Genomic DNA, 26,168 nt, shown 5'->3' with positions numbered 1-26,168 from the left:
AAAAAATCGGTTTGACGATTTCCTGTCAAACCGATCGAAAAAAACTATTTGATTAAAGCTACCTCAAGACCGACCAGTTTTGCCCAAGCCAGAATCTGATCTGTGCTCAAACTCAATGAAACGACAGTGTGGTGACCGCCGCCAGCTTCGATCCAAGCGCGGATGCCGTCATGGAAATTCGGTTTCACTTCCCAAAGGACGCGTGCGACAGGGAGGTTCGGAGCTGCCTCAGACGGTTCAAAAGCAAGAACTTCATTCACCAACAACTTGTAGTGCGTTCCGAAGTCAGCCATCGAAACGACAACGCCGTCCCCTGCTTTACCATCGAAGACAAGGCGGGCAGGCTCTTCACGGTTACCCATCGATAATGGTGCGATCAGAATTTTCGGTTTGTTGACTGCCAGACCTGGATCGACTTCCAACATATGCGACTGCAGAATCGCTTCTCTGCCTTCAGCCATTTCATACGTGTAGTCTTCCATGAAGCCAGTGTCGATGTTGTGGGACATTATTTTCATCAAGCGGTCGATTGCTGCTGTTTTCCAGTCGCCTTCGCCTGCGAATCCGTAGCCTTCTGCCATCAGACGTTGCACAGCCAAACCAGGCAGCTGTTGCAGACCATGCAGATCTTCGAAGTTTGAAGTAAAGGCAGTGTATCCGCCCGCTTCCAAGAAACGACGGATGCCGATTTCTTGACGTGCCTGTACTTTTACGTGCGCTTCCCATTTGCCTTGCTCATAGTCGCCGTAGTCGAAATCATACAAATCTTTGTATTCATTGAACAAAGCATCGACTTCTGCATCTTCGACCGCATCTACATAGTCCACTAAATCCCTGATACCGTAGTAATCGACTGTCCAGCCGAATTGGATTTGTGCTTCCACTTTATCGCCTTCGGTCACGGCAACGTTACGCATGTTATCGCCGAAACGCGCCACTTTGATGGAGAAGCTTTCATTGTAAGCTACCGCAACGTCCATCCATTCTGCGATTTGGGTTTGGACATTTTCACGTTCCCAATAGCCGACAACGACTTTGTTGTTCTTTTTCAGGCGCGCGTTGATGAAGCCGTACTCGCGGTCGCCATGTGCTGCTTGGTTCAGGTTCATGAAATCCATATCGATCGTTGCCCATGGAATGCTTTCGTTGAATTGAGTCGCCAGATGCAACAACGGTTTTTGCAACAATTTCGTGCCGCGGATCCACATTTTGGCTGGCGAGAAGGTATGCATCCAAGTGATGACACCTGCCACATCATCACGGTAATTCACTTCTTTCATGATTTTCGTGATTGTATCGGGCGTTACCGCCAATTCTTGCAGCACAAGCGGATAAGGCAGTTTGCCGCTGTTGTTCAGGCTTTCCACGATGACCGCTGCATTGTTTTTTACTGTTTGCAAAGCTTCCTCACCGTATAAATGTTGTGAACCGACTACGAACCAAAATTCTTTTTTTCCTACTTCTAACATATTTTCAGCTCCCCTATTTTTTTTGCCCGTAATAGGCGTTTTCTCCGTGTTTTCGCAAATAATGTTTATCCAGAATGCGTTGCGGCAGTTCTTCCGCGAAGACGTTCAATTGACGGGCGAACAGATTGGTTTTGCAGACTTCATCCAATACGACCGCATTCAATACTGCCCCTTTGGCGTCTTTGGCCCAAGTGAAGGGTCCATGCCCATGTAGCAACACGCCAGGAACTTCCATCGGTTTGATGCCGCGTTCGCGGAACGTTTCCACGATTGCGTTTCCCGTCTCTTCCTCGTAACCCCTGTCGATTTCGGCTTGCGTCAAGAAACGGGCGCAGGGGACCGTGCCGTAAAAGGTATCGGCGTGGGTCGTGCCCATGGCCGGCACATCCAATCCAGCTTGCGCCCAAATCGTTGCCCAAGTCGAATGCGTGTGCACAACTGCACCGATTTCCGGGAATTCTTTGTACAGGACAGCATGGGTCGGCATATCGGATGACGGGTTCAGATCCCCTTCGATGACGTTGCCTTCAAAGTCGCAGACAACCATATCGCTCGCCTGCATGTCGTCATAGCCGACACCGCTGGGCTTGATGACGAACAAGCCTTTTTCTCGGTCGACCGCACTGACGTTTCCCCACGTGTATTTAATCAGTCCCCGTTCCGGCAATTCCAGATTGGCTTGAAAAACTTCTTCTTTTAATTGTTCCAGCAAGATGTTTCCTTCCCTTCTATCTCAAACTCAAATGCTCGACTGCAGCCTGTTCGATCGCCAATCCTTTTTGGTAACGTTCGATGAAGGTTCCGAAACCTTCTACATCGCGCGCATCGGGAGCGATCGTGATGCCTTCATCGGCACCGAATACTTTCTTGTCCAAAAATGCATCCAAAGTCTCTGACGGTTCTTTGCGGTCAGTGTAGGCAGCCAGCAATGCGATGCCCCATGCGCCGCCTTCTCCGGCCGTCTCCATTACGGTGACTGGTGCGTCCATGACAGCAGCCAACACTTTCTGTCCGACTTCAGGGGTTTTGAAGATGCCGCCATGGCCGACGATCTTGTCGATTGCGACATGTTCCTGCTTCAGGATGTTCATGCCGATCTTCATTGCCCCGAAAGCTGTGAAGAGGTGCACGCGCATGAAGTTGGCCAAGTTGAAGTTGCTTTCCGGTGTGCGGACAAACAACGGCCGGCCCTCCGCCAAGTGAGTGATGTTCTCGCCTGAGTAATAACCATACGAGAGCAATCCGCCGCAATCGGCATCGCCTTCAAGCGCTTTGTTAAACAGAGTGGCGAATAATTTGTCCGTATCAATCGCGAAACCGGCAGCCTCGCTGAACTCCCGGAAAAGCTTGACCCAGGCGTTGATGTCGGATGAACAGTTATTGGTATGGACCATTGCGACCAGACTGCCTGACGGTGTCGTCACGAGATCGATTTCCGGATGCACTTCGTTCAAGTCCTGCTCCAAGACGATCATCGCAAATGCCGAGGTCCCTGCGGAAACATTTCCGGTGCGTTCCGCCACGCTGTTCGTGGCGACCATACCGGTTCCGGCGTCCCCTTCCGGCGCACACAACGGGATGCCCGCTTCGAGTGTGCCTGTCGGATCGAGCAGTTTGGCTCCCGCTTCCGTCAGCTTCCCGGCCGCATCCCCTGCCAACAATACTTCCGGCAGCAGATCCGCCAATTTCCAAGTCGCGCCTTTTTCTGCGACTAATGCATCAAACTGATCAATCATCCTTCCGTCATAATTTTTCTTCTCGACATCGATCGGGAACATCCCGGATGCATCACCGATCCCCAAAACTTTCTTGCCTGTCAGTTGCCAATGGATGTAGCCTGCCAAAGTCGTAAAGAAAGCGACTTCATTTGTATGCTCTTCCTTATTCAAAACCGCTTGATACAGGTGGGCAATGCTCCAGCGCTGCGGGATATTGTATTTGAACAGTGCGGTCAATTCCTTTTCGGCATCAGCCGTAGTCGCATTGCGCCAAGTCCGGAACGGCACCAATAACTCATTTTCCTGATTGAACGCCATGTAACCGTGCATCATCGCGCTGAAACCGATCGATCCGACCGCGGTCAGGGTCACGCCGTATTTCTCTTTGACCTCGCGCGTCAATTCTGCGTAGCTTGTTTGAAGGCCCTTCCAAATCTGGTCCAATGAATACGTCCAGATGCCGTCCACCAATTGGTTTTCCCATTCGTAGCTGCCGGATGCGATCGGAGCGAAGCGGGAGTCGATCAGTACCGCCTTGATGCGGGTGGAGCCGAATTCGATTCCGATGCTCGTCTGCCGCGATTCGATATCAGTGACTATCGCTTGTAACTTCTCAGTCAAAATATTTCCTCCTCTTTGCGGTGCACCCTTTCCGGATGCTGTCCGTTCTTCTTAGCCATATTATATTCTATATGTCCGTACATGTAAAGAGATAAATCGGATATTTGTCCGAACACAAAAAAATAATGCACAAGCGACTTCCTGTCGTTTGTGCATCGCTCACTTCCGAAACGCAGCCCCAAGATCGGTCAAAAACCTGATACAGCAATAAAAAAGAAGCCATCCCGATTCAAGGGATAGCTTCTTTTTTAGTTATTGGATCCGTTTGACCGAATCGCGGATGATCAGTTCCGGCTCGAATATTTTATTGCCTGTCACTTCTTGCTGTACGGCCAACATGATCCACTCGGCAGCGGCCGCTCCCAACTCCTCTTTCGGATGGGATAGTGTCGTCAGCTTGATGCTGCCTGCCGTGCTCAAGAACGAGTCATCATTGCCGATCACCGAATAATCTTCCGGCACCCGTTTGCCCATGTCAGCAAGCGCTTGGATCAAGCCCTGCGCCACTTCATCGTTGTAGCAGACGATGCCGGTGACTTCCTGATCGCTCGCCAGCTTCTCCCGAATCGTCTGGAACACTTGCCCTTTGGTTTCGGTCGTGTATGTATACACATTTTTCGGATCGAAATTTGTACGCATCTCTTCGTGGGCTTTGATGAAGCCTTTCATCCGGTACTTCCCTTGCAGGTCGTCGATCTTCGTGATCAGCGCCAAATGCTGATGGCCCTGCTCGAATAGATGTTTCGTGGCAAGGTAGCCCGCTTTCGTGTCATTGACGCAAATGAATGGGACCGAAAGTTCTTCGTAATAGGCATTGATCATGACGACCGGTATGCCGCGTTCCTTGAAGGAAAGGTAATAAGCCAAATTCGGATTGTATTGGTTACTTTTTGTCGGTTCCACGATCAGCCCCGAAACGCCTTGGCTGAGCATCTGTTCCAGACACTCCCGCTCCTGATCGACGTCGTTGTTCGTGCTCGCCAGCAGCAAAGAGTAGCCATTCTCCCGCAACTTCTGCTCGATGCCGCGGATGATAGATGGGAAAATATAGTCCGACAGATAAGTCGTGATGACGCCGATCGTTTTGCTGGATGACACCCCGTCACCACGCCTCTGATACGTATCGTCGACATAGGTCCCGGAACCTTTCTCCTTGCGCAAAAAGCCTTCATTCACCAGCAAGGCGATCGCTTCCCGGACGGTATGGCGGCTGACCCCATAATCCTTCTGCAGCTGCAGTTCGGGCGGAATGACTTTGCCTACCACAAATTCGTTCGAAAGTATTTTTGAGCGTATCTCATCGGCAATCACCTGGTATTTTGTTTTCATGGCATGTTCTCCCTCTGTATATGTCCGTACAAATAGTATAGTAAACCAACCGGAAAAATACAAGTGCGCGTTGACGAATTCTATGCAAAAACCGGACTTCCTGTTTGATATCTCAGGAAATCCGGTGCCTTTTACAACAAAGTTTCGATTGGGGTATAGACTGCGCCGATTGATTCGGCGACATCTTTGTTCGTCAACTTGCCTCTGTGCACGTTGAATCCGGTCAGGATGGTCGGATTTTTTGCCGCCGCTTGCCGCGCGCCTTGACTCGCGATTTCCACTGCATAAGGCAACGTGACATTCGTCAACGCAATCGTAGCAGTGCGCGGAACGGCGCCTGGCATGTTCGGCACCGCATAATGCAGGACGCCATGCCGTTCATAAACCGGATCATCATGTGTGGTCGTGCGGTCTTCGGTTTCAAAGATACCGCCCTGATCCACCGCGATATCAACGATCACGGAACCCGGCTGCATACTTTTGACCATTTCTTCGGTCACTAACGTCGGCGCTTTCCGGCCGGGAATCAGGACAGCCCCGATGACGACGTCAGCATCCTTGATGGCGTGGGCAATGTTCCACTCGTTCGAAAGCAGGGTGATGACCGCGTTCCCGTACAAATTCTCGATTTCCGTCAAGATCTCCGGTCTGACGTCCAGGATTGTGCAATGGGCGCCGAGTCCCAATGCGATCTGCAACGCGTTGCGCCCGGCCACACCGCCGCCGATGATGACGACTTTCCCGTTCGCTACACCCGGAACGCCGCTCAACAGAACGCCTTTGCCACCGTATGGTTTTTCCAGGAACTGCGCGCCGATTTGGACGGAAAGACGGCCCGCGATAACGCTCATCGGTGTGAGCAACGGTAAATCACCTTTTTTGCCGACCATCGTTTCGTAGCCGATCGCGGTCATGCCCGCTTGCAGCATCGCCTTCGTCAACTCCGGTGCGGCCGCCAAATGCAGGTACGTGAACAGAATCAGGTCCTCGCGGAGGTATGGGTACTCCGATTCCAAAGGCTCTTTCACTTTGATGATCAGTTCGGCGGCCCAGACTTTGGCTGCGTCTTCCAACACCGTCGCCCCTGCCTTTTCGTACTGTTTGTCTTCGAATCCCGATCCGACACCGCAGCCGGATTGGACCCAGACTTGGTGGCCGTTCTGGACCAGCAATTGCACGCCTGCAGGCACCACACCCACCCGGTTTTCGTTATTTTTTATTTCCTTCGGCACTCCGATGATCATCCCGATCATTCCTTTCCGACAAGTCCGTCCACCGCCAAAATGGCATCGGCGACTTGCTCAGCCGTTATGTTTTTGTTTAGATTTCTCATTGTGTTGCTTGGCGCCACCGCAAGTTTTCCGACTTTAACGAGTTCTTCATGCGTGGCTCCGGTCAGATGCATCTCGGACAAAGTCGTCGGCATGCCGATCGCCGCCAAGAAACGGCTGTATTTTTGGAATTCTTCATAAGGGCGCTCTTCCAGCACGAGTTGGACCAACAGGCAAAAGCCGACTATTTCCCCGTGCGTCAAGCGATGGACCTCGCCTTTGATGGCCGTGAAGCCATTATGGATGGCATGTGCTGCCGCCAAGCCGCCGTTCTCAAAGCCCAGTCCCGACAGCAGCGTATTCGCCTCGACAATCGCCTCAACAGCCGGCGTCACCAAGCCCTTTTGGACATCAGCGAACGCGCTGAGGCCGTCACGGAATAAGGTTTCCTCGCAAGCCTGCGCAATGGCAGTGCCGGCGATGGTAGGCAATCCCCCGGCCAATGCATTTTCCCCGGAAGCTTTCGTTGCCAATGCTTCTGCACATGTCGCCAAGGCATCCGCCATCCCGCTTGCGAAGAATCGGATCGGCGCTTGGGTGACAATCTGCGTATCTACGAGCACCAGATCAGGGCTCTTCGCATAGAAACGATAATGGTCGAACAACCCGTCCTGCGTATAGAGCACCGAAATCGCGCTGGTCGGTGCATCTGTGGAAACAGTGGTGGGGACAATAACGACCGGCAATTCGCATGCAGCTGCAATGCCTTTCGCAACGTCGATGATTTTGCCTCCTCCAAGTCCAATGATCACATCCGCCGTTGCATCGGCGACCGCGTCAGCCAAACGGACCATTTCTTCCAGCGAGGCTTCGCCAGTGAATGCTTCATAATGATAGGGAAAACCCTCCAGAGCCCGTTCCACTTTTTCCTGAAGCAACCCCCATACGAAATCGTCCGTGAGCAGGAACGCCTTCTTCCCGTAGACGTCCGCTTCCTTCCCTAATACGTCAATAGCGCCTGTTCCTTGAATATACCGACTAGGCGACCGAAAAACACGATAAGCCATATGTGCGCCCCTTTTCCATTTGTGATTTATTTATTATGTGTTTATTTTACCACAGCTGATCCGATCAAAATAAAAAAATCAGGGTCTAAAACTCCTAAAGAGCCCTCCCCTGATTTTTATCCTTGCTACAGTCTATTCATCTGATTTTTTTCGGTAGTGCATCGGCACTCTTGCAATTGCCACAGCTCCGAATGCAAGTGCGCCATACAATAAGGTCGATTGACTGACGGATTCTTCGGCGATGGCCGCATCCGGATTTTCTGCGGCGCCCTCATCGTACAGTGCTTTGATTTCATCGGCCGGAAGGACGATGCCGTCTTGAATGTACAGTTCATCAATCAACCCGGTGAACGGTTGATCCCAGTAGTTGACACCCAGACTGAACGACGCTGCCGAACCTTCGAAGATGTTCGGGAATGCCTCTCCTGTGAACTTTTCCTCGCCGTTGACATAGACGGCGATCTTACCGGCATCCACAGTGAAGGCAAGGTGGGTCCATGCACCAGTTGGAATGGTGGAACCAATCGGCGCATCATACCATTGCTGACCGGACCAGAGCATTGTCTGATTGGCCGGCCCTACAGGCGTCAGGCTGATCCAACTTTGCTCTGTTGCCGCTCCGAAGAAGGCGGTCGTGAACTGATTCAGCTCGGCTGGATTGATCCAGAAAGCTACGGTATAAGCATTCTGAGTGATCAAGCCCTTTCCAAGCGACAGTCCGGATTTGCCGTCGAACGAAGCGGCTTGTCCTTTTATACCCTCCACAAACGGTACAGTCCCACCTGTGTTGTTGATCCGGTCTCCCGTCACTTGCGCATCGGTCTGGTCGCCTGCCGCATTCTGGTACGTCTCATCAAAGGAATAGTACGCCGAGAGCTTGCCGGCTTCCTTCAGATCGACTTGGATTTCGAAGCTGACTTGCTCTGATTGCAACGCGTTTTGGATGAGTGCCGTCAACGTCACGATCGCTGCCGGTTCGCCAGCTTCGGGACGTGTGACAATGCCATCTTCCGAAATGACCGCAGGATTGGAGGAAGTCCATTGGATAGTGGTTCCACCCGCAGCGGTAGTCGGCAACTCGATGTTCTTCACGACGGATTCCGGCATGGAAGCTGAAAGTTCCGCTTTGATTTTCTCCATCTGTTCCGAGTCCGTTGCCGTGCTCGTTTGACTTCCCCAGATGACATGCCCGTTCTCGGACATACCGCTGAAAGTCATGACCCACGCTTCTGTCGTCGGATCCCACTGGCTGATGAAGACCCCATCATAGGTGCCGTCCGCCAGTGTAAGCTCGGCCTGGTAGCCATCGTAAAGCCGCCATGTGCCTTCCTGCGCACCCGCGACCGTGCCGTTTTCCTGCAGCTCCACAAACGTGGATTCCGTCAATTGGCCGGTGATCTGGTTGCCGTGGTTGATGAACTTGTAAGTGCCGGTGACCTCTTCCTGTGTCACTTCCGTTATCGTTTCGCCAGCATAGCGATACGGTGTCGGAACCGGCCAGTCATAGCTGTTCTTGAACGTTTGGTGGACACGCACTTCATGCGTCTCGCCTTTGTTCGGGAAGCGGGTATGGAACACGAGAAATTCCTTATCAGCTTTGGCATCGATGTAATAGGAATTGTGTCCCGCCGACAGATACCCGACGCCGTCCCCGGTTCCGTCCTCACCCAATTCGCGGGTGAACAGGAAGTTCCCGATCAGTTTGTTGCCGATATCCTGATGGTCATTGACTCCGGGGAAATTGCCTACACCTTTGTCGAAGGACTCAGGATACACGGCTTCATTGCCTGCAGCATCCACATACGGACCCGTAATCGACTCCGAACGGAACTGACGCATCTGGTAACCGCCGTCCGAAGCCAACCCACCATAGGTCAAGTAAAGATAATAATAGCCGGCCTTTTTGTCGTAGACGGCATAGGTTCCTTCAGAAGAACGCCCGTAACCGGCGGCGATCTTGGTTCCGAAATAACGGTCGATCATTCGGCCATCCTTAGTCACGCCGTCTTCGCCCGGGTAAAGCGGAATGCCCGTCTTTTTGTCCAATTCAAGAATGAAGGTCCCGCCCGACCACGAACCATACGTCATCCACAGTTTCCCTTGCTTGTCGTACAGGACATTGGCATCGATGGCGTTCGTGTATTCCGCATTGTTGTAGACACCGTTTTCCGTGAACCACTCTGGATTAGGCTCTTCCAGTACGCCCTCTTCGATCAGCTCATCGATATTTGTGCTCTCCCATTGCTTGTTGACGTCACTGTTCGCATCATACGTTTCTTCCTCCGTGAATCCGGAATAGATGATCGTATCGACATATGTGTAGGGTCCTTCGATATTCTTGGACACAGCCAGGCCGATTGCCGAGCGGATATAGGTGGAGGAGACGCTGTAGTACAGCATGTAGGCGCCTTTGCTGCCGTCCGCATTTCTGTACTGCTTGTTCCAGATGACATCCGGCGCCCAGACCGCATAACCGCCTTTGCTGTCAGCATCATCTTCCCCGGCCCAAGCGAAGGATTCGGAAAGGTTTCCGCTCAGGTCACCGTAAATCGTGTTGTCCGTACTGGTGTAGCCGTTGGTGAAATTCTGCCAATTGATCAGATCCGGCGATTTCGCGGCTGCGATATGCGAGCCGAATACGTAATACATCCCGGATTTCTGATCTTGGATGATGGAAGGATCGTGGACCGATGCATTCGAGAAAGTTATAGGCTCATCTGATTCTGCCGCGTGCACCTGTGACTTGGACTGGACCGTTGCAGCCATGCTGATGGCCATACCGCAAAGCAACAACTTGGATATTCTTGACCTGGTAATGATAAAAAACGCCTCCTTTATAATTGCAACCGCTAACATTTGATTCCGCACAAAATAGATGTACTTACAAATTAAGATATCACATTTAATTTGTTCGTACAACTATTATGGTGGTCGGAGGTTACTTTTTCATTTTGAGGAGTTCCCTAATGCGCTGAAGCGTCTATTCTTCCGTTATCACTTTCAGATATTGGTCTCCCCAATCGCAGATGGATTGGACGACAGGCGCCAATTCCTTGCCGATGTCGGTCAGATGATACTCGACTTTTGGGGGAACAACAGGATAGACCGTCCTTGCGATGATCAGGTCGCGCTCCAGCTCCCGCAACTGCCGGATCAGCATCCGTTGGTTGATGTCAGGAAGGATCTTGTTGAACTCGCTCAGCCGCAGTGTGCCGTTGTGGAGCAAGGACCAGATGATGGCAATTTTCCATCTTCCACCTACAACAGATAAGGCTAAATCTTTTGTATTATAAAATTCTTTCTCTTGGTATTGGATCATTAGATTGCCTCTTTTCATAAAATTTATCATAGTGACAATTATGTCAGTATTCACACAAGAGTCATTATATAGTATTCTGAAATGGAAAGAAATACCATTTTCAAGAAAGAAGGAAATAAAATTATGAAAAGTAGAGCAGCTGTCGCTTTTGGACCAGGCAAACCGTTGGAAATCGTGGAAATAGATGTGGCAGAGCCAAACGCCAAAGAAGTATTGGTGAAAATTCTTTACACTTCCGTCTGTCATACCGATGCGTTCACTTTGTCGGGTGAAGATCCGGAAGGTGTTTTCCCTGCCGTGTTGGGCCATGAGGGTGCCGGTGTGGTCGTTGCCGTGGGTGATGAAGTCACTTCCGTGAAGCCCGGGGACCATGTCATTCCTCTTTACACGCCGGAATGTGGGGAATGCGAATTCTGTCTGTCCGGCAAAACAAATCTGTGTTCAGCCGTCCGCGAAACCCAAGGCAAGGGCTTGATGCCGGATGGAACGACCCGTTTCTCTTACAACGGAGAGCCGATTTATCACTATATGGGGACAAGCACTTTCAGTGAATACACCGTTGTGAATGAAATCAACCTAGTCAACATCGATAAAGAGGCGCCATTGGATAAAGTTGCTTTGTTCGGTTGCGGCGTGACGACCGGCCTCGGGGCTGTCGAAAACACAGCAAAAGTCGAAGAAGGCGCAGTGACTGCAGTCTTCGGACTTGGAGCGATCGGACTGGCTGTTATCCAAGGTTTGAAAAAAGCCAAAGCCAAGCGCATCATCGCTATTGATATGAATCCCGACAAATGGGAACTGGCCAAAAAAATGGGCGCCACTGATTTCGTCAACCCAAGCGAACATGATCGTCCGATCCAGGAAGTCCTGATCGAAATGACCAACGGCGGCGTGGATTACAGTTTTGAATGCATCGGAAATGTCGAAGTCATGAAAGCCGCTTTGGAAGCTTGCCACAAAGGCTGGGGCGAAAGCATCATCATCGGTGTCGCGGGAGCCGGCAAAGAGATCCATACCCGTCCGTTCCAATTGGTGACAGGACGCGTCTGGAGAGGTTCTGCATTCGGCGGTGTCAAAGGCCGCACGGAACTGCCCGGAATGGTTGAGGATTTCATGAACGGCGAAATCGACTTGGACAGCTTCATCACGCATCACCTGAATTTCACCGACATCAATGAAGCCTTCGACCTGTTGCACAAAGGCGAGTCGATCCGCACGATTTTGACCTATGGAGAATAAGGACATGACAACAACTCTGATCGAAACGCATAAAGCGTTCGGGGGCGAACAAAGAAAATACCGCCACTATTCTGAAACACTGGATTGCGATATGGTTTTCAGTCTATTCCTGCCCCAACAAACGGACAATAAGCCGACAGATTTAATCTGGTGGCTTTCAGGCTTGACGTGCACCGACGACAACTTCAGCCAAAAAGGCGCCTTCCAAAAATACGCAAACCAGCACCACATGGCGGTCGTCATGCCCGACACCTCCCCACGCGGAACGGCTGTGGCGGATGATGAAGGTTGGGACTTAGGCCAAGGCGCCGGTTTCTATCTGAATGCCACCCAGGAACCGTGGGCAAAAAATTATCGGATGTATGCTTATTTGACGGAAGAATTGCCTCAACTTGTCTATGCTCTGATTCCGAATTTTTCAGGAAAAGAGAGCATCATGGGACACTCGATGGGTGGCCACGGCACGTTGGTCATCGGCTTGAAGAATCCGGAACGCTTCCGCTCCATTTCGGCATTTGCACCGATCCTGAATCCGTCACAGGTTCCCTGGGGCCAAAAAGCCTTCACCGCCTACCTGGGGACTGATGAAACAAATTGGGCGGAGTGGGACGCGACCAGCTTGATCGCGGAAAGCCCTGCAGCTCCGCCCATCCTTATTTCGCAAGGGACAGCTGACAATTTTTATGATGTCCAACTGAACGAGGAAGCCTTCCTGCAAGCCGCTGAAGGCAAGAAAGTGCGCTACGAAAAACTGGACGGTTACGATCACAGTTACTTTACGATCGCTACCTTCATCGAAGACCATCTGCAATTCCATAAAGACTGTTTGAAGTAGAAAGCAGCAACCATAAGCACACAAAAAGCCGATAAGGTCACGGATATTCCGTTTCCTTATCGGCTTTTTTACCGAGCTTTTGTCAAACACCAAGGCAACTATTTTTTCTTCTGGATCCATTTCTTAGATGGCTTAGTCGGTTTAGATGAAGGCGGTTTGATTAGATTTTTCTTCAGCCAGTTGAAATAGTACATATCCGGCACGACCGCAAAGTCGGTCATTACATTGGAAATCGCGATGTAGAGTTCTTCTTCGCTGTCCGCAAGATAATCAACAGCATCGATTGCTTCCACCATGCTCTCCAGATCAACCTCCCGCCGGCCAAAAACTTTTTTGCAGCTTTTGTTTTCTTTCTGTAGATCTTTGTAATAGCGTTTCGCGCTCAACTCGTCATCGTATTTCAATGAAAGCAGAATCAGCGGCAACAGCATCTGAGCGGATGCTTCAGGGAAGCGCTGGTAAAGCTCTTTGGCTTTTTCCATTTGTTCCAACTGACAGTAGATACCCATCAGAATGTAGCGGATCCCCATATTGTCAGCTTCGTTCAACCGCAAAATATCTTCATACTCCCTCACGGAAGCCGTCAACATCCGGCGTTTCTGCAATTCATCCGCATACAGCGCCTTGATGCGCAAGTATGTCCTGGTTTCGACGATTCCCCAATAGTTTCCGATGGACTCCTCATCATCCAGACCGCGCTTTTGCATCACTGCCTTTCCGAGTGTCTCCAGTTTCTTGAGTTCATGAATGAATTCGAGTGATTCAGGATCCAGTTTAAATAGCCGGGCTTCCAAATTATCCGGATCCAACTTCAAGGCACGCTCCAAAATCGCTGCGTATTCGCGTTCGGAAGCCGCGAACTCCAGCTTCTCCAGCTCTTCAGTCGCTTTTTCCTCGTTTGTCATTTCTCCGATTACGAACGTTTCGCCCTTGGCACTGGCCTCGTTGGAAAGCTTCGTGAATGCTTCAACTGCTTCATCCACAGAGTCGTAATCCTCGACGTGATTCAAAATGAATTTGTTCAACTGTTTCAATACTTTTTCCGTTTCTTTCATGCAATTCATCCTCCCCAATTGCAGTTTGCTAAGTATATTATACCCGATTTTTGACGGCTTGCGTTAAGGAGAAGATACCTTCCAGCTGAAAAGTTTTACTCAGTACGGCACTCTGTTCGACGATCGCCATGATGACGTCGACGGATTTCGCCATCGTTTCCAGCGTAACGAATTCGTATTTGCCGTGGCCGTTTTCAGTGCCGGAGAACAGATTCGGGGTCGGCAAGCCTTTGTGCGAGATGATGCAGCCGTCCGTTCCGCCGCGCATCGGTTTAAAGACCGGCGTGATGCCGCAGGATTCATAAGCCTGCACAGCCAGATCCACGACGACCGGATGCTGCTCGATGATGTCGCGCATATTGTAGTATTGATCGAACAACGTCAAGGAAATCCGCGGTTCGGCAAACTGGGCATTCAACGCCGCCACCCGTTCGGTGAAGAAATGCTTGCGGGCAGCGAAGTGTTCCCGGTCATGATCGCGGATGTAGTAGGTCTGTTTGACTTCATCGACGGTCCCGCTCTGGCTAGTCAGGAAGTAGTAGCCTTCGTAGCCGCTGGTGCGTTCCGGAGTCTCCTCTTGAGGCAAAGCCGTCGCAAATTGACTGGCGACCAGCAAAGCGTTGACCATCGTATCCTTCGCGGAACCGGGATGGACGCTCGTGCCGCGGATGGTGAGTTCCGCTTGGGCTGCATTGAAGTTGTCGTAAGTCAGATTTCCGATCGGTCCGCCATCGATTGTGTAGGCGAAGTCGGCTGCGAAATGGTCCACATCGAATAGCTTCGCCCCGCGAGCTCCCAGTTCTTCGTCGGGTCCGAAAGCGAGGCGGATCTTCCCGTGTTTCCGTTCCGGATGCGCGAGGAATTGCTCGCAGGCAGTCACGATCGAGGCAATGCCGGCTTTGTCGTCGGCGCCCAACAAGGTCGTGCCGTCCGTCGTGATGACCGTCTCACCGATATAGTTACGCAAGCGCGGGAATTCCTTCGGCGAAAGGATGATCTGTTCAGCCTCGTTCAAGACGATATCGCCGCCATCATAAGCACAATGGACCTGTGGATGGATATTGACTGAGTTGAAATCGGCCGTGTCCAGATGCGCAATGAAACCGATGACCGGCACTGCTTCTGCCGTATTGCTTGGCAGGGTCGCGGTCAGAAAGCCGTTCGTTTCATTATATTCGACCTCCTCCAGACCGATTCTGATCAGTTCCTTTGCCAACTCCAAGGCAAATGTCACCTGGTTATGCGTTGACGGCACCGTGTAGCTGCTGTCATCCGAACGCGTGTCGACCTTTGCGTATGCGATGAATCTTTCCAATAAATTTTCGTACATATACCTCATCCGCCTTTCTTTGACGCTTTTCATATCAATATAAGGAAATATCCGACTAACGGTCGCCTTCTGAAGGCAAGTCCGTTAAGCGGATATTTTCTCAAGTGCTTGTTTTCAGTCTATTGTCCGTTTACTCTTCCACGTAAGCCGTTCGGAAATACATCGCTGCGCCCACTGGTTGGATCTGCACATCCTTCAAGGACGGATCGACCAAGTTGGCGTTGGCGCCTTGATAGATCGGCGCATTCACGGCGTTCTCGGCAATCAAGGTTTCTTCCGCCGCCAATAGTGTTTCCCAACGTTGTTCCGCATCGTTCGCATACGTGCTTCTGGTGTCGTCCAACAAGGCATCGTAACCTTCATCCGCAAAGCGCGAACTGTTCAGGCCGCTTGTGGATTCATACATCTCCAGAAAGGCAATCGGATCGGCGTAACTCGGGGTATACGTTCCGTAGGCGATGTCGTAATCACCGTTCGTGGTCGATTCCATCCGGCTCTTCAATGGTACATTGCGGATCGTGATCGTCAAACCGGGCAAGTTCTGTTGCCATTGTGATTGCAGAAATTCGGCAGTCGTCTTGGAAGTTTCGGTATCGGAAGTCAGCAATTCGATCGACAATGTTTCGATTCCGAGCTCTTCCTTCGCGGTTTCCCACTCGGCCTGTGCCGTTTCCAGATCGTAGACTGCCAAATCGCCGCTCTCTTCGCGGAAATCTTCATCGGTTTCAGGATTGTACGCGTAATTGGAAGGCACAAAACCATTCGAAGGCACGGAACCGTCATTCAAAACGGTATCCACATACGCTTCCTTGTCGAACGAAGTAGAAAGAGCTTTCCGCAGATGGACATTGGCTGTGCTCGTGCGGCCTTGGTTAAACCAGACATAGCCGGACAGAGCTTTCGGTTCCGTCACCAAAGCGTCGGATCCTGCATATTGTTCAATGTAAGGATTGCTGATCTGCGTCAACTGGACTTCACCGGATTCGAACAAGTTGATGTTCGTGGCGATTTCTTTGCTGACTTCCCAGTTAATCTGATCCAATTGGACGTTTTCCGCGTCCCAATAAGCTTCGTTTGGAACCATCGACCAGTTCAGATCCGTGCCTTCCCAACCTTCCACGACGAAAGGTCCATTGTACACAGTGTTTTCACTGTTCGTTCCGTAGGCGCTGCCCAACTCGCTCGCCACTTGGTGATTCTGCGGCAAGTAGGAAGACGTCCCCAACAAATCCTTGAAATAAGCGGTCGGATTGCCCAAAGTGAACTTCACGGTCTTCTCATCGATCGCTTCGACTCCCAGTTCCGCTTTGTCCAACTCCCCGTTGTTGATCGCTTCGGCGTTCTTCAACGGGTACAGTTTATTGATGTTTGGGGAAGCCGTCGCCGGATCGACGATTTTTTGGTAGGTATAGACGAAATCCTGCGCAGTCACCGGATCACCGTTCGACCAATTCGCATCTTCCCTGATCTTGAAGATATATTCCAGCCCGTCCTCGCTGACAACAGGCTCTTCGGCTGCGATACCCAATTCAAACGCGCCATCGTCCCCGACGCGGTAAAGACCTTCATTTGCGTTCTCAAGCACCACCAGGCTGGAATTGTCGGCGGAAACGGCATTGTCCAAGGAAGCCAATTCCCCCGTATTCGTGATTGTGATGATTTGCTCGGCTGCGGCGGGTGTGGATGAAGCTGTTGCTCCTTCGCTGCTTTCTGTGTTTGCGGCATCCCCGGTCGAACAGCCCGCCAACACCAAACTTATCGCTAGCGTTGTCGTGATGACCCATTTATCTTTTAACATACTGTTCCTCCTGACGATTCTCATTATTTTTATCCCTATGTTGGAATTCATTTCTTTGATATGTATGTACAAGTAGCTTACCATCACAGGATGCTTTAGGATAATTCCGATTTCCGAACAACTGTGATAGGCAACGCCGATACTTCCAATGAAAACAAAAAGCTCGCCCCCGTTGCGAACGGTAGGACGAGCTAAATAAGGGAGCTGCCAGTTAGATCAAGCGCGGGCCAAAATCCGCTGCAGGAACCCTCTGGTGCGGGCTTCTTTCGGATTGCCGAAAATAGCTTCAGGGGCGCCTTCCTCCACAATGACCCCCTGATCCATGAAGATGACGCGGTTGGCCACTTCCTTGGCGAAGGTCATTTCATGCGTGACAATGACCATAGTGGTGCCTTCCTCCGCCAGTTTGCGGATCACATGCAGCACTTCGCCCACAAGTTCCGGATCCAAAGCCGAAGTGGGCTCGTCGAACAGGATGACGTCCGGGTTGACCGCGAGGGCGCGGGCGATGCCCACCCGTTGCTGTTGGCCTCCGGATAGTTGCGAAGGATAGTAGGCCAAGCGGTCGCTCAGCCCGACCTTTTCCAAGGCGCGGATGGCCGCTTCGATGGCTTCTTTTTTGGGAATTTTGCGTCCGACGATCAGGCCTTCAGTGACGTTATCCAATACCGTCTTGTTGTCGAACAGGCCGTAATTCTGGAAAACGAATGCAGATTTTTTCCGCACCGCATTGATGTCCTTCTTGCTTGCTTTCGAGAAATCGGTCTGGATTTCGTCGAAATGCAAGGAGCCTTCGTCGGCGCGCTCCAGAAAGTTGATGCAGCGCAGCAATGTCGTCTTGCCCGAGCCGCTTGGGCCCAGAATCACGACGATATCGCCTTTTTCGACTGCGATATCCACACCTTTCAAGACTTCCAGTTCGCCGAATTTTTTATGAATATTCCTCAATGCCAGCATGGTATCGCTCCTTTCGTGCGTCTTCAAAATACTCCGGTTGCTTATCATTTTCTGATTTCACCGTAATTTTACGTCCGCGCTTGTAGAGGGACAAACGCTGCTCCAGCAATTGGAAAACCACCTGAACGAGCGAACAAAGGACGATGTACACAATGAAAATCACAAGGTAAGACTCCAGATAGTTGTAGCCGAATGCTGCTTCAGTCTTGGCGATGGCCGTGATGTCCTGAACCGACATCAGAAAGGCCAGCGAGGTCGATTTCAGCAGATTGACGGTGCTGTTGCACAAGTTCGGCGTTGCCGCCACCAGCGCTTGCGGAATCACGATCCGACGGTATGCCTGAATCGGCAGCAGGCCGATTGAAAGAGCCGCCTCAAGTTGGCGTTTGTCGACCGTTTCGAGGGCCGAACGGAAAACCTCCGACAGGATCGCGACCGTATTCAACGTAAAAACGATATAGGCATAATAGATCGGATTAATGCCGAAAACGTCGTAATCGAGCCCCCGACTTTTCACGAGAGCGTTCAACAGACTCGGGAAAAGGCTGTACATCACCAGAATCTGGACGATCAAGGGCGTCCCTCTGATGAAGGACACGTAAATTTGGGATAAACGGGCCAGCCCCTTGACGTTCCGCTGTCTCGCCACCGCGATCAGGAAAGCGAACGGCAGCGCGATGAGCAATGGGATGAAGGTCAAGCGCAGCGTTGTCGGAATACCCTTCAACACAAGGATCAGAATTTCCTGCACATAAGGTAAATCAATGGTCATGCGTCTCGCTCCTCTCTCTTATGCCGCACGCAACGGTTGTTTTCCTGCCGACAATTTGTCTTCCGCCAGCTTGAATGTCTTCTCGATCGCCAGTGTCAGCAGCCAATAGATGCCCGCCAATGCGATGTAGGTCTCGATCGAATAACCGCCGAGATTGCGCGCGATGATCAGTTGGCCTTTGCCCATGATGTCGACGATGCCGATCGTGTAGGCCAAAGCCCCCTCCTTCATCAACAGAATGAACGAATTGCCGAGGTTCGGCAACGCACTCACAAGAGCCTGGGGCAAAACAATCCTTCTGAACGCTTGCGCTTCGGTGAGGCCGATACTGAGGGCAGCCTCACGCTGCACTTTAGCGACTGCCAAGTAAGCCGAACGCATGATTTCCGAACAAGGCGCCGAAAACAGGAGCGACAGGGCGATGACGACAAAGTTGAGGCGATTCCAACTGTTGATATCGACATCGAAGACACCCAACAGCACCTCCGGCAAGCCGTAAAAGACCAAGAACATCATGACGATCGAAGGCGTGCAGCGGATGATCCAGATGTAGCTATGGACGATTGCCCGCAGCCATTTCGGACCGCTGAGCCTTGCCCAGGTCGCCAGGAAGCCCAAAAGCCCCCCGATCACGATCGTACCGATCAAAAATTGCAGCGTTACGCCCAAACCGGATAGAATTTCTGGCACTGCCTTCCAAATATAAGTGATGTCGAATGGACGATTCATCTTTTAGCCTCCTCCTTGTCTGTCTTGTCATCCTCCGTGGCGCTCCTGTTGTTATTCCTTCACGTATTGGAATGTGTTTTCGCCAAGGAACTCGATCATCAAATCATCGATTGTACCGTCCTCTTCCAATTGCAGGAAGGCTTCATCGTATGCATCGGCCAGTTCCTGCTGTTCTTTGTTGAACAACGGCCAAGTCGGCAGCGCTTCGTAGACAAAGTAAGAGAAATCATCCTTATATTGGCTGTACGGCGCGCCTTCCGCCAGCACGTTCACTTCATAAGCGGTCTTGACGGCGAAGTAGCCATCATAGCGTCCTTCCAACAACCAAGTATAGGCATCGGAAATTTCGAATACATCTGCTGCAGTCAGTTCAATCGGCGTATCCGGATGCTCCGCGTTGAAGTCCTCGATCACGTTGTACTGGGCATTATTCGGCGAAATCGGAACCAGGCTCTTGCCCGCAGCCGCAAACGACTCCAAATCGGTGATTTCTTCGGCATCTTCCGAACGGATCAGCACGCCGATGCTGCTGGCGCCGATATAATTCTCAGGGAAAATGAACTTTTGAGCGCGTTCCTCTGTATACCAAGCGCCTTTCGTTCCGACATCGTACTTGCCGGATTCGATCCCAATCAGCAGATCCTCGTCGGAAGTCGGCACATATTCAAATTCATACTGCGGCAACAGCTCGTCGATGGCCTTCAAAACGCTGACTTCATAGCCAGTGGATTCGCCGTTTTCATCCACATAATTCATCGGTGCGGAACTTTGCGTATGCGCCACTGTCACTGTTGTCACTTCCACCGCCTCAGCTGCGGAACTGCTCGTTGCCTCACTCGTTGTTTCCGCATCCGTCTGGCCGCAGCCGGCCAAAAAGGCTGCCCCCAATAAACTTACTGTCGTCAATAATCTTCTTTTCTTCATATGATTTACTCCTCCTGTATGTTTACGATTCGTTTAATGGTTCGTTGCGTTTATGGTTGTCGCGCTCACTTTTTGGGCGGCGGCGTTGATGCGTTGATAAAAATCCGGGTTAGCATCCAATGAAATTGCGCAGCCCGGTGCAAATACGATGCCCGTATCACCTGTTTCGGCGAGGACGTCCGCCAATCGATCGACCAGCAAGTCCTCGACTTCCTGGGCATTGTTCGAAAACGTCAGATCGGTTTTCGGCGAGATACCGCCGATCAGCAGCTTGTCCGTCAGTGCCCGCAGCTTCCGGAAACTCAAACGGGTCGGGTCCTCAGCGTGATCGCTTCCGTCTTCCCAGTTTATTGCCTGAACATCGTAATCAATGAACCGTTCCACAGCCAGATCGACATGCCCGTGTGCATGCAGGATGTTGAACCACGTGCGGTCGTTGATGTAAGCCAAAAGGTCATCCGTATAAGGTTTGGCGAAAGCTGCGTAGTCCGCTTCGGAGATATCGCCGCGTTGGCTGTACTGCTCGGCGATGAAGAAGCCGTCCACGCCGGCAGCGATCAATTCGTCCACAAATACTTTATTCGAGGCATGCAGCACATCGAGCGCTGTCTTCAATTCCTCACGGTGGTGCTCCAGAAAATCTGCGATTGGGCTTTCTTCAGGTCCGTCGACGATATGCGCGATCGAATCGTTACCTGGCGCAAATTGCTTCACCCATGACAAGGGCGAGAACACGGTGCCGACGACCACTTTTTCGCCTTTGTAGTGCTCCACGATTTTCTTGGCAAAAGCGGCTTCGCGCTGGATCACCGGATTGTCCGCCTTGAGAGGCACCAAACGGGTCAAATCTTCCGCGCTCCGGATCGGATAGTCCAGTATTTTGCCTGCCCATTCTTTCGCATCCGTCGAGAAGGTGATTGGCGTTCCGTAGGCTTCAGCGAAGAATTGGCCTTGCGACATCAGCTTGATCAGGTCCCAATCATTCTCATCCGTGAAGGCGATCGTCGCTTCGGCGAACGCCTCAACATCCCGATCCACCAACGGCATGTGACGCCAACCGGAAATGGCCGGTCTGTCCAATGGTTGCTTCTTGAGTGCCGCTTCTATTCGTTTTCTTCCATTAAATGTTTCTGTCATGTTATGCATCCTCCTGTTCGATGGGTATCCATGTCTGTATTGCTTGCGAGCGGTAAGCGGCGGCCAGAATACGCAATGCCGTTATCCCCTGTTCCGCTGTCACGAAGGGAACTGTATCCTGTTCGATGCTTTCGACAAACTTGTCGACGATCGGTGTCAATGGTTCTGTATAGAAACCGTCTTGCGAGGGATCATCCAGGTAGGTCTTTCCCCCGTTCTTCCGGTAAAGTGCCACCGGATGCCCGTCCGCATAAGTTACGGCCGTGGCCTTTTCGCCGTAGATGACGGTCTGCCTTTCGTTCGAATAATCAAACCAGTGGGTCAGCAAGGTTCCTTGGATGCCCGAGCGATGTTGGAGTTGCAACACTGCATAATCCTCATAAGGAACCGGGCTTCCGTCCGCCAACTGCTTGCCTTGTGTCGCGGTCTGGGCCAGCACTGCAATGACGGGATCTTCGCTGAATAAGTAGTTCAACAAATCGATACGGTGGACGCCCACCTGCGCCAGAGCGCCGTTCGTATGGCCGATCTGATCGTAGAAATCGGGGACCGCCGTACCCCAACCGTCATTTTCCTGACCTTGGTTGGCCAATGTCGTCCGGTAAGCATGAATCTTTCCGAGTGTCCCTTCCGTCAGCAACTTTTTCAGCAGCTGATGTGCGGGATAAAGTCGTTGGTTATGGATGATCATCAGCTTTTTCCCCGTTTTTTCGGCTGTCTGCTGCATGCGTTCGGCCTCGGCCACCGAATCCGCCATCGGCTTTTCACACAGCACATGCTTACCGGCTTCGAGCGCAGCAATGGTGATGGGGCTGTGCGATTGTTCGTTCGTTGCGACGATGACGGCATCGACCGTTCCGTCTTCCCAGATTTCCTCAAGAGTCCGATAGACTTTTCCGCCGTACTTCTTTTGGAAAGCTTCTGCTTTTGCGATCGTACGGTTATAGAATCCAACCAGATCGACTTTTTCGTTTTTATCGCTTAGAGGGGCGTGCCGCTGTTTCGAAACATCCCCGCAACCGATGATGACGATCCCGACCATGGGACCCCTCCTTCCTGAACTCCGGCTTACCGGAATGGCTATCGTTTTTAGTATGTGTCTGATTCTAACACGGTGCTTATTTTAAAAATAATACCGATTGTCTATCAGGGTTGACCGGCTTTGGCGAACACCGCTCCTGCCGTCCTGTTTTATTTTTGCAGCGACGTCGTTTGTTTGTTGTTTTTGCCTGAGACACCCGCCGCCGTTTGCCTTACCAATTCCAAACGATCCAGTTCAATCTGCGGATCGACAGTGCAATCCGCTCCGATGATGACCCCTGTATCGCCAATTTCGTGGATGATGTCGACCGTGAATTGGGCGATGTCCACCTTGTTCCCCGAGTCCAACAATGTACCGGTGTTATTGTCGAAGCCGCCGATCACCGCTTTGTTGCCGAAGAAATCTTTGCCTTCCTTCAGGCTGATTTTTTCGGTGTGTACCGCCCAGTTGTAGGCTTTTGCTTCATAATCCCGGTAGTACGACAAGTCGTTTTGATGATGCTCATAGCCGCAGATATGAAGGATATTGTAGTCGCTGACTTTGTTCGCCTCCGCCAATACCGCCAATTCACTAGGCGCGATATAATTTTGATAGGCTTCTTTGGTGGCAGTGCTGCTTTGGACGTTCTGCACGCTCAGATAGATGCCGTCCGTGCCCGCCTCTTCAATGACTCTCTGGGTCAAGACTGCGATGTCTTTTGCGATTTCGTTCGCCGCATAAGCGAGGGCTTCCGGTTCGGTTTCGAAGAAACGGGTGAATTTTTCGGGATCCTTGTCCCATGCTTCGAAGGCGATCCGGATATAGTTCGCCGGCGAAAAGATATTATAGAAAGTTGCGACTTCGCCGTTGAAGGATTCCTTGATCCGTTTCACCGTCTTGACCTGCTCCGTGATCCAAGGGTGATTCGGCCCAACTGCTTGGACGTTGTAGAGGTCATCCGCTATTTCAATCCTTTTTTCCAACAGACTCGGATGCCCGAAAAAGCCATCGCTCATGATCTTTACGAAATCGGGTTTGAAGGCGTCATAGAATTCCTTGTGCCCCGCGATCACTCGATCCAAAATCGATCTGTCCTCCAAACCACGGAATTGAGCATCACCGAAAACAAAGTGAAACCAAAAGCCAACCGGCACACGCTCCGTTTCCTTGTTGTCGAAAGTGTCAAAAATCAATTGTTTTCTATTCGTCTCTGTCATATGTTTTCCTCCTAAAATGTAAAATAAAAAGCCGCCCTTCCTGGATTGTTCCAGAAAGGACGACTGTTAGATCGTGGTTCCACCTTTTTTCGCGAAAAGCTTGCGCTTGCCGCCTCAACCGGTACAGAGCCTTTTGCTGCGCTCGATACCGTTGCCTGACTAACGGGGGCGTCCGGATACGTCTGCAGGAAAATCCCTGTCAACGCATCAACTCCGAGGCCATTTTTCCTGTGCTGCCGTCCGCTCTTTTCCACCGACCAAGAGCTCTCTGAAGGACTATCCAACCAGTACTTTCCTCTTCTTTGCTTTTTTTCTGTATGGCTGTGATTCATAGACACAGTCTATCACCGCAGCCACGGCCTGAAAAGCACACGATTCCGAACAGGTTTGACAGGAAAAACCGAACAGCGGCTTGGTTGTGCTGGGTGTTGGAGTCGCCACGGAAAAAGAGTCCCCTCGCGATGAGACGACCCCTAATCTTATTTAGATTAATCAAAAAAAGGAACGGAAAACAGGACATTCCCTGCTTTCTGTTCCTTTTCGCATGTTACACGTTCACGCCAACCTTATTTTTTTGATCCACCAATTTTTTGGCCTGTGCGACGATATTTTCCACGGTCAGACCGTATTGTTCCTTCAGATAATCCGCCTTCCCGACTTGCCCGAAAGCTTCGCGGACGCCTACGCGATATTGTAAAGTCGGCTTCAGCTCGGCCAATGTTTCGGCAACAGCGCTGCCGATGCCACCGATGACATTGTGGTTTTCCGCAGTTACGATTGCGCCCGTTTCAGCTGCCTTCAATAAAGCCGCCTCATTCACGGGTTTGACCCGATAAAGGTCGATGACCGTTGCTGAAATACCAGCTTCCGCTAATCGATCCGCAGCTTGCAGGGCATCTGCTACCATGATTCCCGAAGCCACAATGCTGACGTCGGAGCCTTCCCGCAACAACTTGTAGCCGTCTTCAAAAGTTTCGCCTTCCGGATAGATTTCGATCGCATTTTTACGGATCATCCGCACGTAGTTCAAGCCGTCCGTACGGTACGTTTCTTCCAGGATAGCCTGTAAGCACTTGTCATCACTGGCTTCATAGACATGCGCATCCGGGATGGCACGCAATAAGGACAACTCCTCGAAAGGCATATGCGTTCCGCCATTGGCTTCCGCGGTGACGCCCGCATCCGATCCGATGATGGTCACATTCGTTCCGGCATAAGCGACCGAGATGAAGATCTGGTCGAATACCCGTCTGCTGGCGAATGGCCCGAAAGTATGGATATAGGGTTTGAACCCAGCTACAGAAAGCCCAGCTGCGCAAGATACTTCCTGCGCCTCCATGATTCCGACGTTGATGTAGCGATCGCCCAACTCTTCCTTGATTTTATCTGTGGACATCGAGCTCGATAAGTCTGCTTCAAGCACAACGATGCTGTCGTCTTTTCTCGCTTTATCCAACAAGAATTTACGGTATACTTCACGCAATTCTGTTTTCCCTATTTTCGCTTCAAAAGTCATCCTTATCTCACTCCTATCTCAATGCCGATTTTTTCAGTAGTCGCTTCGATGGCGGCCTTCGCTGCATCATCCAAGCGAAGGTGGTGGTTGCTGTACATGTCTTCGATGAACGGAACTCCTTGACCTTTTACCGTATCCAGGACGATGGCAATTGGTTTGTCGGTTAGGGATTTAGCTCTTTCAATCGCTTCGTTGATTTCTTCAACCGATGAACCGTCAGCCTTCAGTGTGTGGAATCCGAAGGCAGCGAATTTAGCTTCGAAATCAAACGGATTGCAGATTTCAGTCGTATAACCATCCAGTTGTTTCTTGTTGTCGTCGATGAACAGGACGAAATGATCAAGCTGTCTATGAGCGGCAAACTGGATTGCTTCCCAGCATTGCCCTTCATTTAATTCGCCGTCACCCACGATGCAATAAGTGTAGTTTTCTCGGCCAGCAATCTTGTTACCATATGCAATCCCCGTAGCGGCGGAAATGCCTTGGCCCAGCGATCCAGTTGTCATATCCACACCTGGTGTTTTATTTTTGTCCGGATGCGACGGTAAATTTGTGCCATTCTGGTTCAATGTATAAAGCCAATCTTCCGAGATGTAACCTTTCAAAAATAGGGTTGCGTACAGCGCAGGACCAGCATGACCTTTGGAAAGAACGAAGAAATCGCGGTTCAGGTCATCCTTAGTTTCCGGACTGACTTGTAATTGATTTCCATAGAGCACTGCTAAGGTCTCCACGATCGAGAGGCTGCCGCCGTAATGCCCGTACCCCATATAGTTCAATTCTTTTAAGGTATAATAACGAATCTGGGCTGCAAAGTTTTTTATTGCTGTGCTATCCATCTATT

The 26,168-nt window shown here is 51.1% G+C and carries 22 protein-coding genes and 1 other annotated feature; of the genes, 2 read left to right on the top strand and 20 right to left on the bottom strand.

From position 1 onward, the window contains the following. Positions 1 to 44: 44 nt before the first annotated feature. The 8 genes from araA to BM184_RS08310 all read right to left on the bottom strand — a co-directional run bounded on the left by araA (position 45) and on the right by BM184_RS08310 (position 10,794). A complete protein-coding gene (araA, locus tag BM184_RS08345) occupies positions 45 to 1,469 on the bottom strand; it encodes an L-arabinose isomerase (RefSeq protein ID WP_086943306.1) in 1,425 nt (474 codons plus the stop codon). 13 nt (positions 1,470 to 1,482) lie between these two features. Continuing rightward, entirely contained in the window at positions 1,483 to 2,181 is a 699-nt protein-coding gene (locus tag BM184_RS08340) for an L-ribulose-5-phosphate 4-epimerase (RefSeq protein WP_086943305.1), read from the bottom strand. A 16-nt stretch (positions 2,182 to 2,197) separates the two neighbouring features. Further along, the gene (locus BM184_RS08335; RefSeq protein WP_086943304.1) at positions 2,198 to 3,808 is read right to left on the bottom strand and encodes a xylulokinase; all 1,611 of its coding nucleotides are present in this window, start codon (positions 3,806 to 3,808) and stop codon (positions 2,198 to 2,200) included. Positions 3,809 to 4,060: 252 nt separating this feature from the next. Next, on the bottom strand, positions 4,061 to 5,137 hold the full coding sequence (locus BM184_RS08330; RefSeq protein WP_086943303.1) for a GntR family transcriptional regulator: 1,077 nt from the start codon (positions 5,135 to 5,137) through the stop codon (positions 4,061 to 4,063). Positions 5,138 to 5,268: 131 nt separating this feature from the next. Next, positions 5,269 to 6,381: an alanine dehydrogenase gene (gene ald, locus BM184_RS08325; protein ID WP_086943302.1), complete on the bottom strand. Its 1,113-nt coding sequence runs from the start codon at positions 6,379 to 6,381 to the stop codon at positions 5,269 to 5,271. 5 nt (positions 6,382 to 6,386) lie between these two features. Beyond that, the gene (locus BM184_RS08320) at positions 6,387 to 7,475 is read right to left on the bottom strand and encodes a glycerol dehydrogenase (protein ID WP_086943301.1); all 1,089 of its coding nucleotides are present in this window, start codon (positions 7,473 to 7,475) and stop codon (positions 6,387 to 6,389) included. 132 nt (positions 7,476 to 7,607) lie between these two features. Continuing rightward, on the bottom strand, positions 7,608 to 10,268 hold the full coding sequence (locus tag BM184_RS08315) for a lipocalin-like domain-containing protein (RefSeq protein ID WP_218151010.1): 2,661 nt from the start codon (positions 10,266 to 10,268) through the stop codon (positions 7,608 to 7,610). Positions 10,269 to 10,455: 187 nt separating this feature from the next. Next, positions 10,456 to 10,794 (bottom strand): winged helix-turn-helix transcriptional regulator, encoded by a 339-nt coding sequence (locus BM184_RS08310; protein ID WP_083546523.1) that lies wholly within the window; start codon positions 10,792 to 10,794, stop codon positions 10,456 to 10,458. A gap of 123 nt (positions 10,795 to 10,917) precedes the next feature. Here BM184_RS08310 and BM184_RS08305 point away from each other — a divergent pair, with 123 nt between their 5' ends. Together BM184_RS08305 and fghA are read left to right on the top strand one after the other, a co-directional pair. Beyond that, positions 10,918 to 12,033: an S-(hydroxymethyl)glutathione dehydrogenase/class III alcohol dehydrogenase gene (locus BM184_RS08305; RefSeq protein ID WP_086943358.1), complete on the top strand. Its 1,116-nt coding sequence runs from the start codon at positions 10,918 to 10,920 to the stop codon at positions 12,031 to 12,033. A gap of 4 nt (positions 12,034 to 12,037) precedes the next feature. Next, positions 12,038 to 12,868 carry an S-formylglutathione hydrolase gene (gene fghA / locus BM184_RS08300; protein ID WP_086943300.1) on the top strand — a complete coding sequence of 277 codons (831 nt, stop codon included), beginning with the start codon at positions 12,038 to 12,040 and terminating at the stop codon, positions 12,866 to 12,868. A 98-nt stretch (positions 12,869 to 12,966) separates the two neighbouring features. On the opposite strand, the gene BM184_RS08295 is transcribed toward fghA, so the two are convergent. The 12 genes from BM184_RS08295 to BM184_RS08240 form a co-directional block, all read right to left on the bottom strand. Then, positions 12,967 to 13,923, bottom strand: a complete 957-nt coding sequence (locus BM184_RS08295) for a hypothetical protein (protein WP_086943299.1) — start codon at positions 13,921 to 13,923, stop codon at positions 12,967 to 12,969. 37 nt (positions 13,924 to 13,960) lie between these two features. Next, positions 13,961 to 15,253 (bottom strand): peptidase T, encoded by a 1,293-nt coding sequence (gene pepT, locus BM184_RS08290; protein WP_086943298.1) that lies wholly within the window; start codon positions 15,251 to 15,253, stop codon positions 13,961 to 13,963. A gap of 130 nt (positions 15,254 to 15,383) precedes the next feature. Beyond that, positions 15,384 to 17,051 (bottom strand): peptide ABC transporter substrate-binding protein, encoded by a 1,668-nt coding sequence (locus BM184_RS08285; RefSeq protein ID WP_086943297.1) that lies wholly within the window; start codon positions 17,049 to 17,051, stop codon positions 15,384 to 15,386. Positions 17,052 to 17,267: 216 nt separating this feature from the next. Further along, positions 17,268 to 18,008, bottom strand: a complete 741-nt coding sequence (locus BM184_RS08280; protein WP_086943296.1) for an amino acid ABC transporter ATP-binding protein — start codon at positions 18,006 to 18,008, stop codon at positions 17,268 to 17,270. Then, positions 17,983 to 18,774 (bottom strand): amino acid ABC transporter permease, encoded by a 792-nt coding sequence (locus BM184_RS08275; RefSeq protein WP_375152990.1) that lies wholly within the window; start codon positions 18,772 to 18,774, stop codon positions 17,983 to 17,985. The genes BM184_RS08280 and BM184_RS08275 overlap by 26 nt, the downstream gene beginning before the upstream one ends. A gap of 24 nt (positions 18,775 to 18,798) precedes the next feature. Then, the gene (locus tag BM184_RS08270; protein WP_086943294.1) at positions 18,799 to 19,509 is read right to left on the bottom strand and encodes an amino acid ABC transporter permease; all 711 of its coding nucleotides are present in this window, start codon (positions 19,507 to 19,509) and stop codon (positions 18,799 to 18,801) included. Positions 19,510 to 19,560: 51 nt separating this feature from the next. Beyond that, positions 19,561 to 20,433: a transporter substrate-binding domain-containing protein gene (locus tag BM184_RS08265; RefSeq protein WP_086943293.1), complete on the bottom strand. Its 873-nt coding sequence runs from the start codon at positions 20,431 to 20,433 to the stop codon at positions 19,561 to 19,563. A gap of 33 nt (positions 20,434 to 20,466) precedes the next feature. Then, entirely contained in the window at positions 20,467 to 21,570 is a 1,104-nt protein-coding gene (locus BM184_RS08260; RefSeq protein ID WP_177208602.1) for a uroporphyrinogen decarboxylase family protein, read from the bottom strand. 1 nt (position 21,571) lies between these two features. Next, entirely contained in the window at positions 21,572 to 22,612 is a 1,041-nt protein-coding gene (locus BM184_RS08255; protein ID WP_086943291.1) for a Gfo/Idh/MocA family protein, read from the bottom strand. 149 nt (positions 22,613 to 22,761) lie between these two features. Beyond that, on the bottom strand, positions 22,762 to 23,808 hold the full coding sequence (locus tag BM184_RS08250; protein ID WP_086943290.1) for a uroporphyrinogen decarboxylase family protein: 1,047 nt from the start codon (positions 23,806 to 23,808) through the stop codon (positions 22,762 to 22,764). Between the two features lie 52 nt (positions 23,809 to 23,860). Continuing rightward, positions 23,861 to 24,120, bottom strand: a binding site (T-box leader). A gap of 235 nt (positions 24,121 to 24,355) precedes the next feature. Next, on the bottom strand, positions 24,356 to 25,324 hold the full coding sequence (locus tag BM184_RS08245) for a transketolase family protein (protein WP_245830743.1): 969 nt from the start codon (positions 25,322 to 25,324) through the stop codon (positions 24,356 to 24,358). Between the two features lie 2 nt (positions 25,325 to 25,326). Beyond that, the gene (locus BM184_RS08240) at positions 25,327 to 26,163 is read right to left on the bottom strand and encodes a transketolase (protein ID WP_086943289.1); all 837 of its coding nucleotides are present in this window, start codon (positions 26,161 to 26,163) and stop codon (positions 25,327 to 25,329) included. Positions 26,164 to 26,168: the final 5 nt, after the last annotated feature.

Origin of the sequence: Trichococcus pasteurii, from assembly GCF_900112935.1 — a bacterium.
GTDB lineage: Bacteria > Bacillota > Bacilli > Lactobacillales > Aerococcaceae > Trichococcus > Trichococcus pasteurii.
The sequence above is the reverse complement of the archived record's forward strand: the minus strand, read 5'-3'. Positions and strand labels throughout refer to the sequence as shown.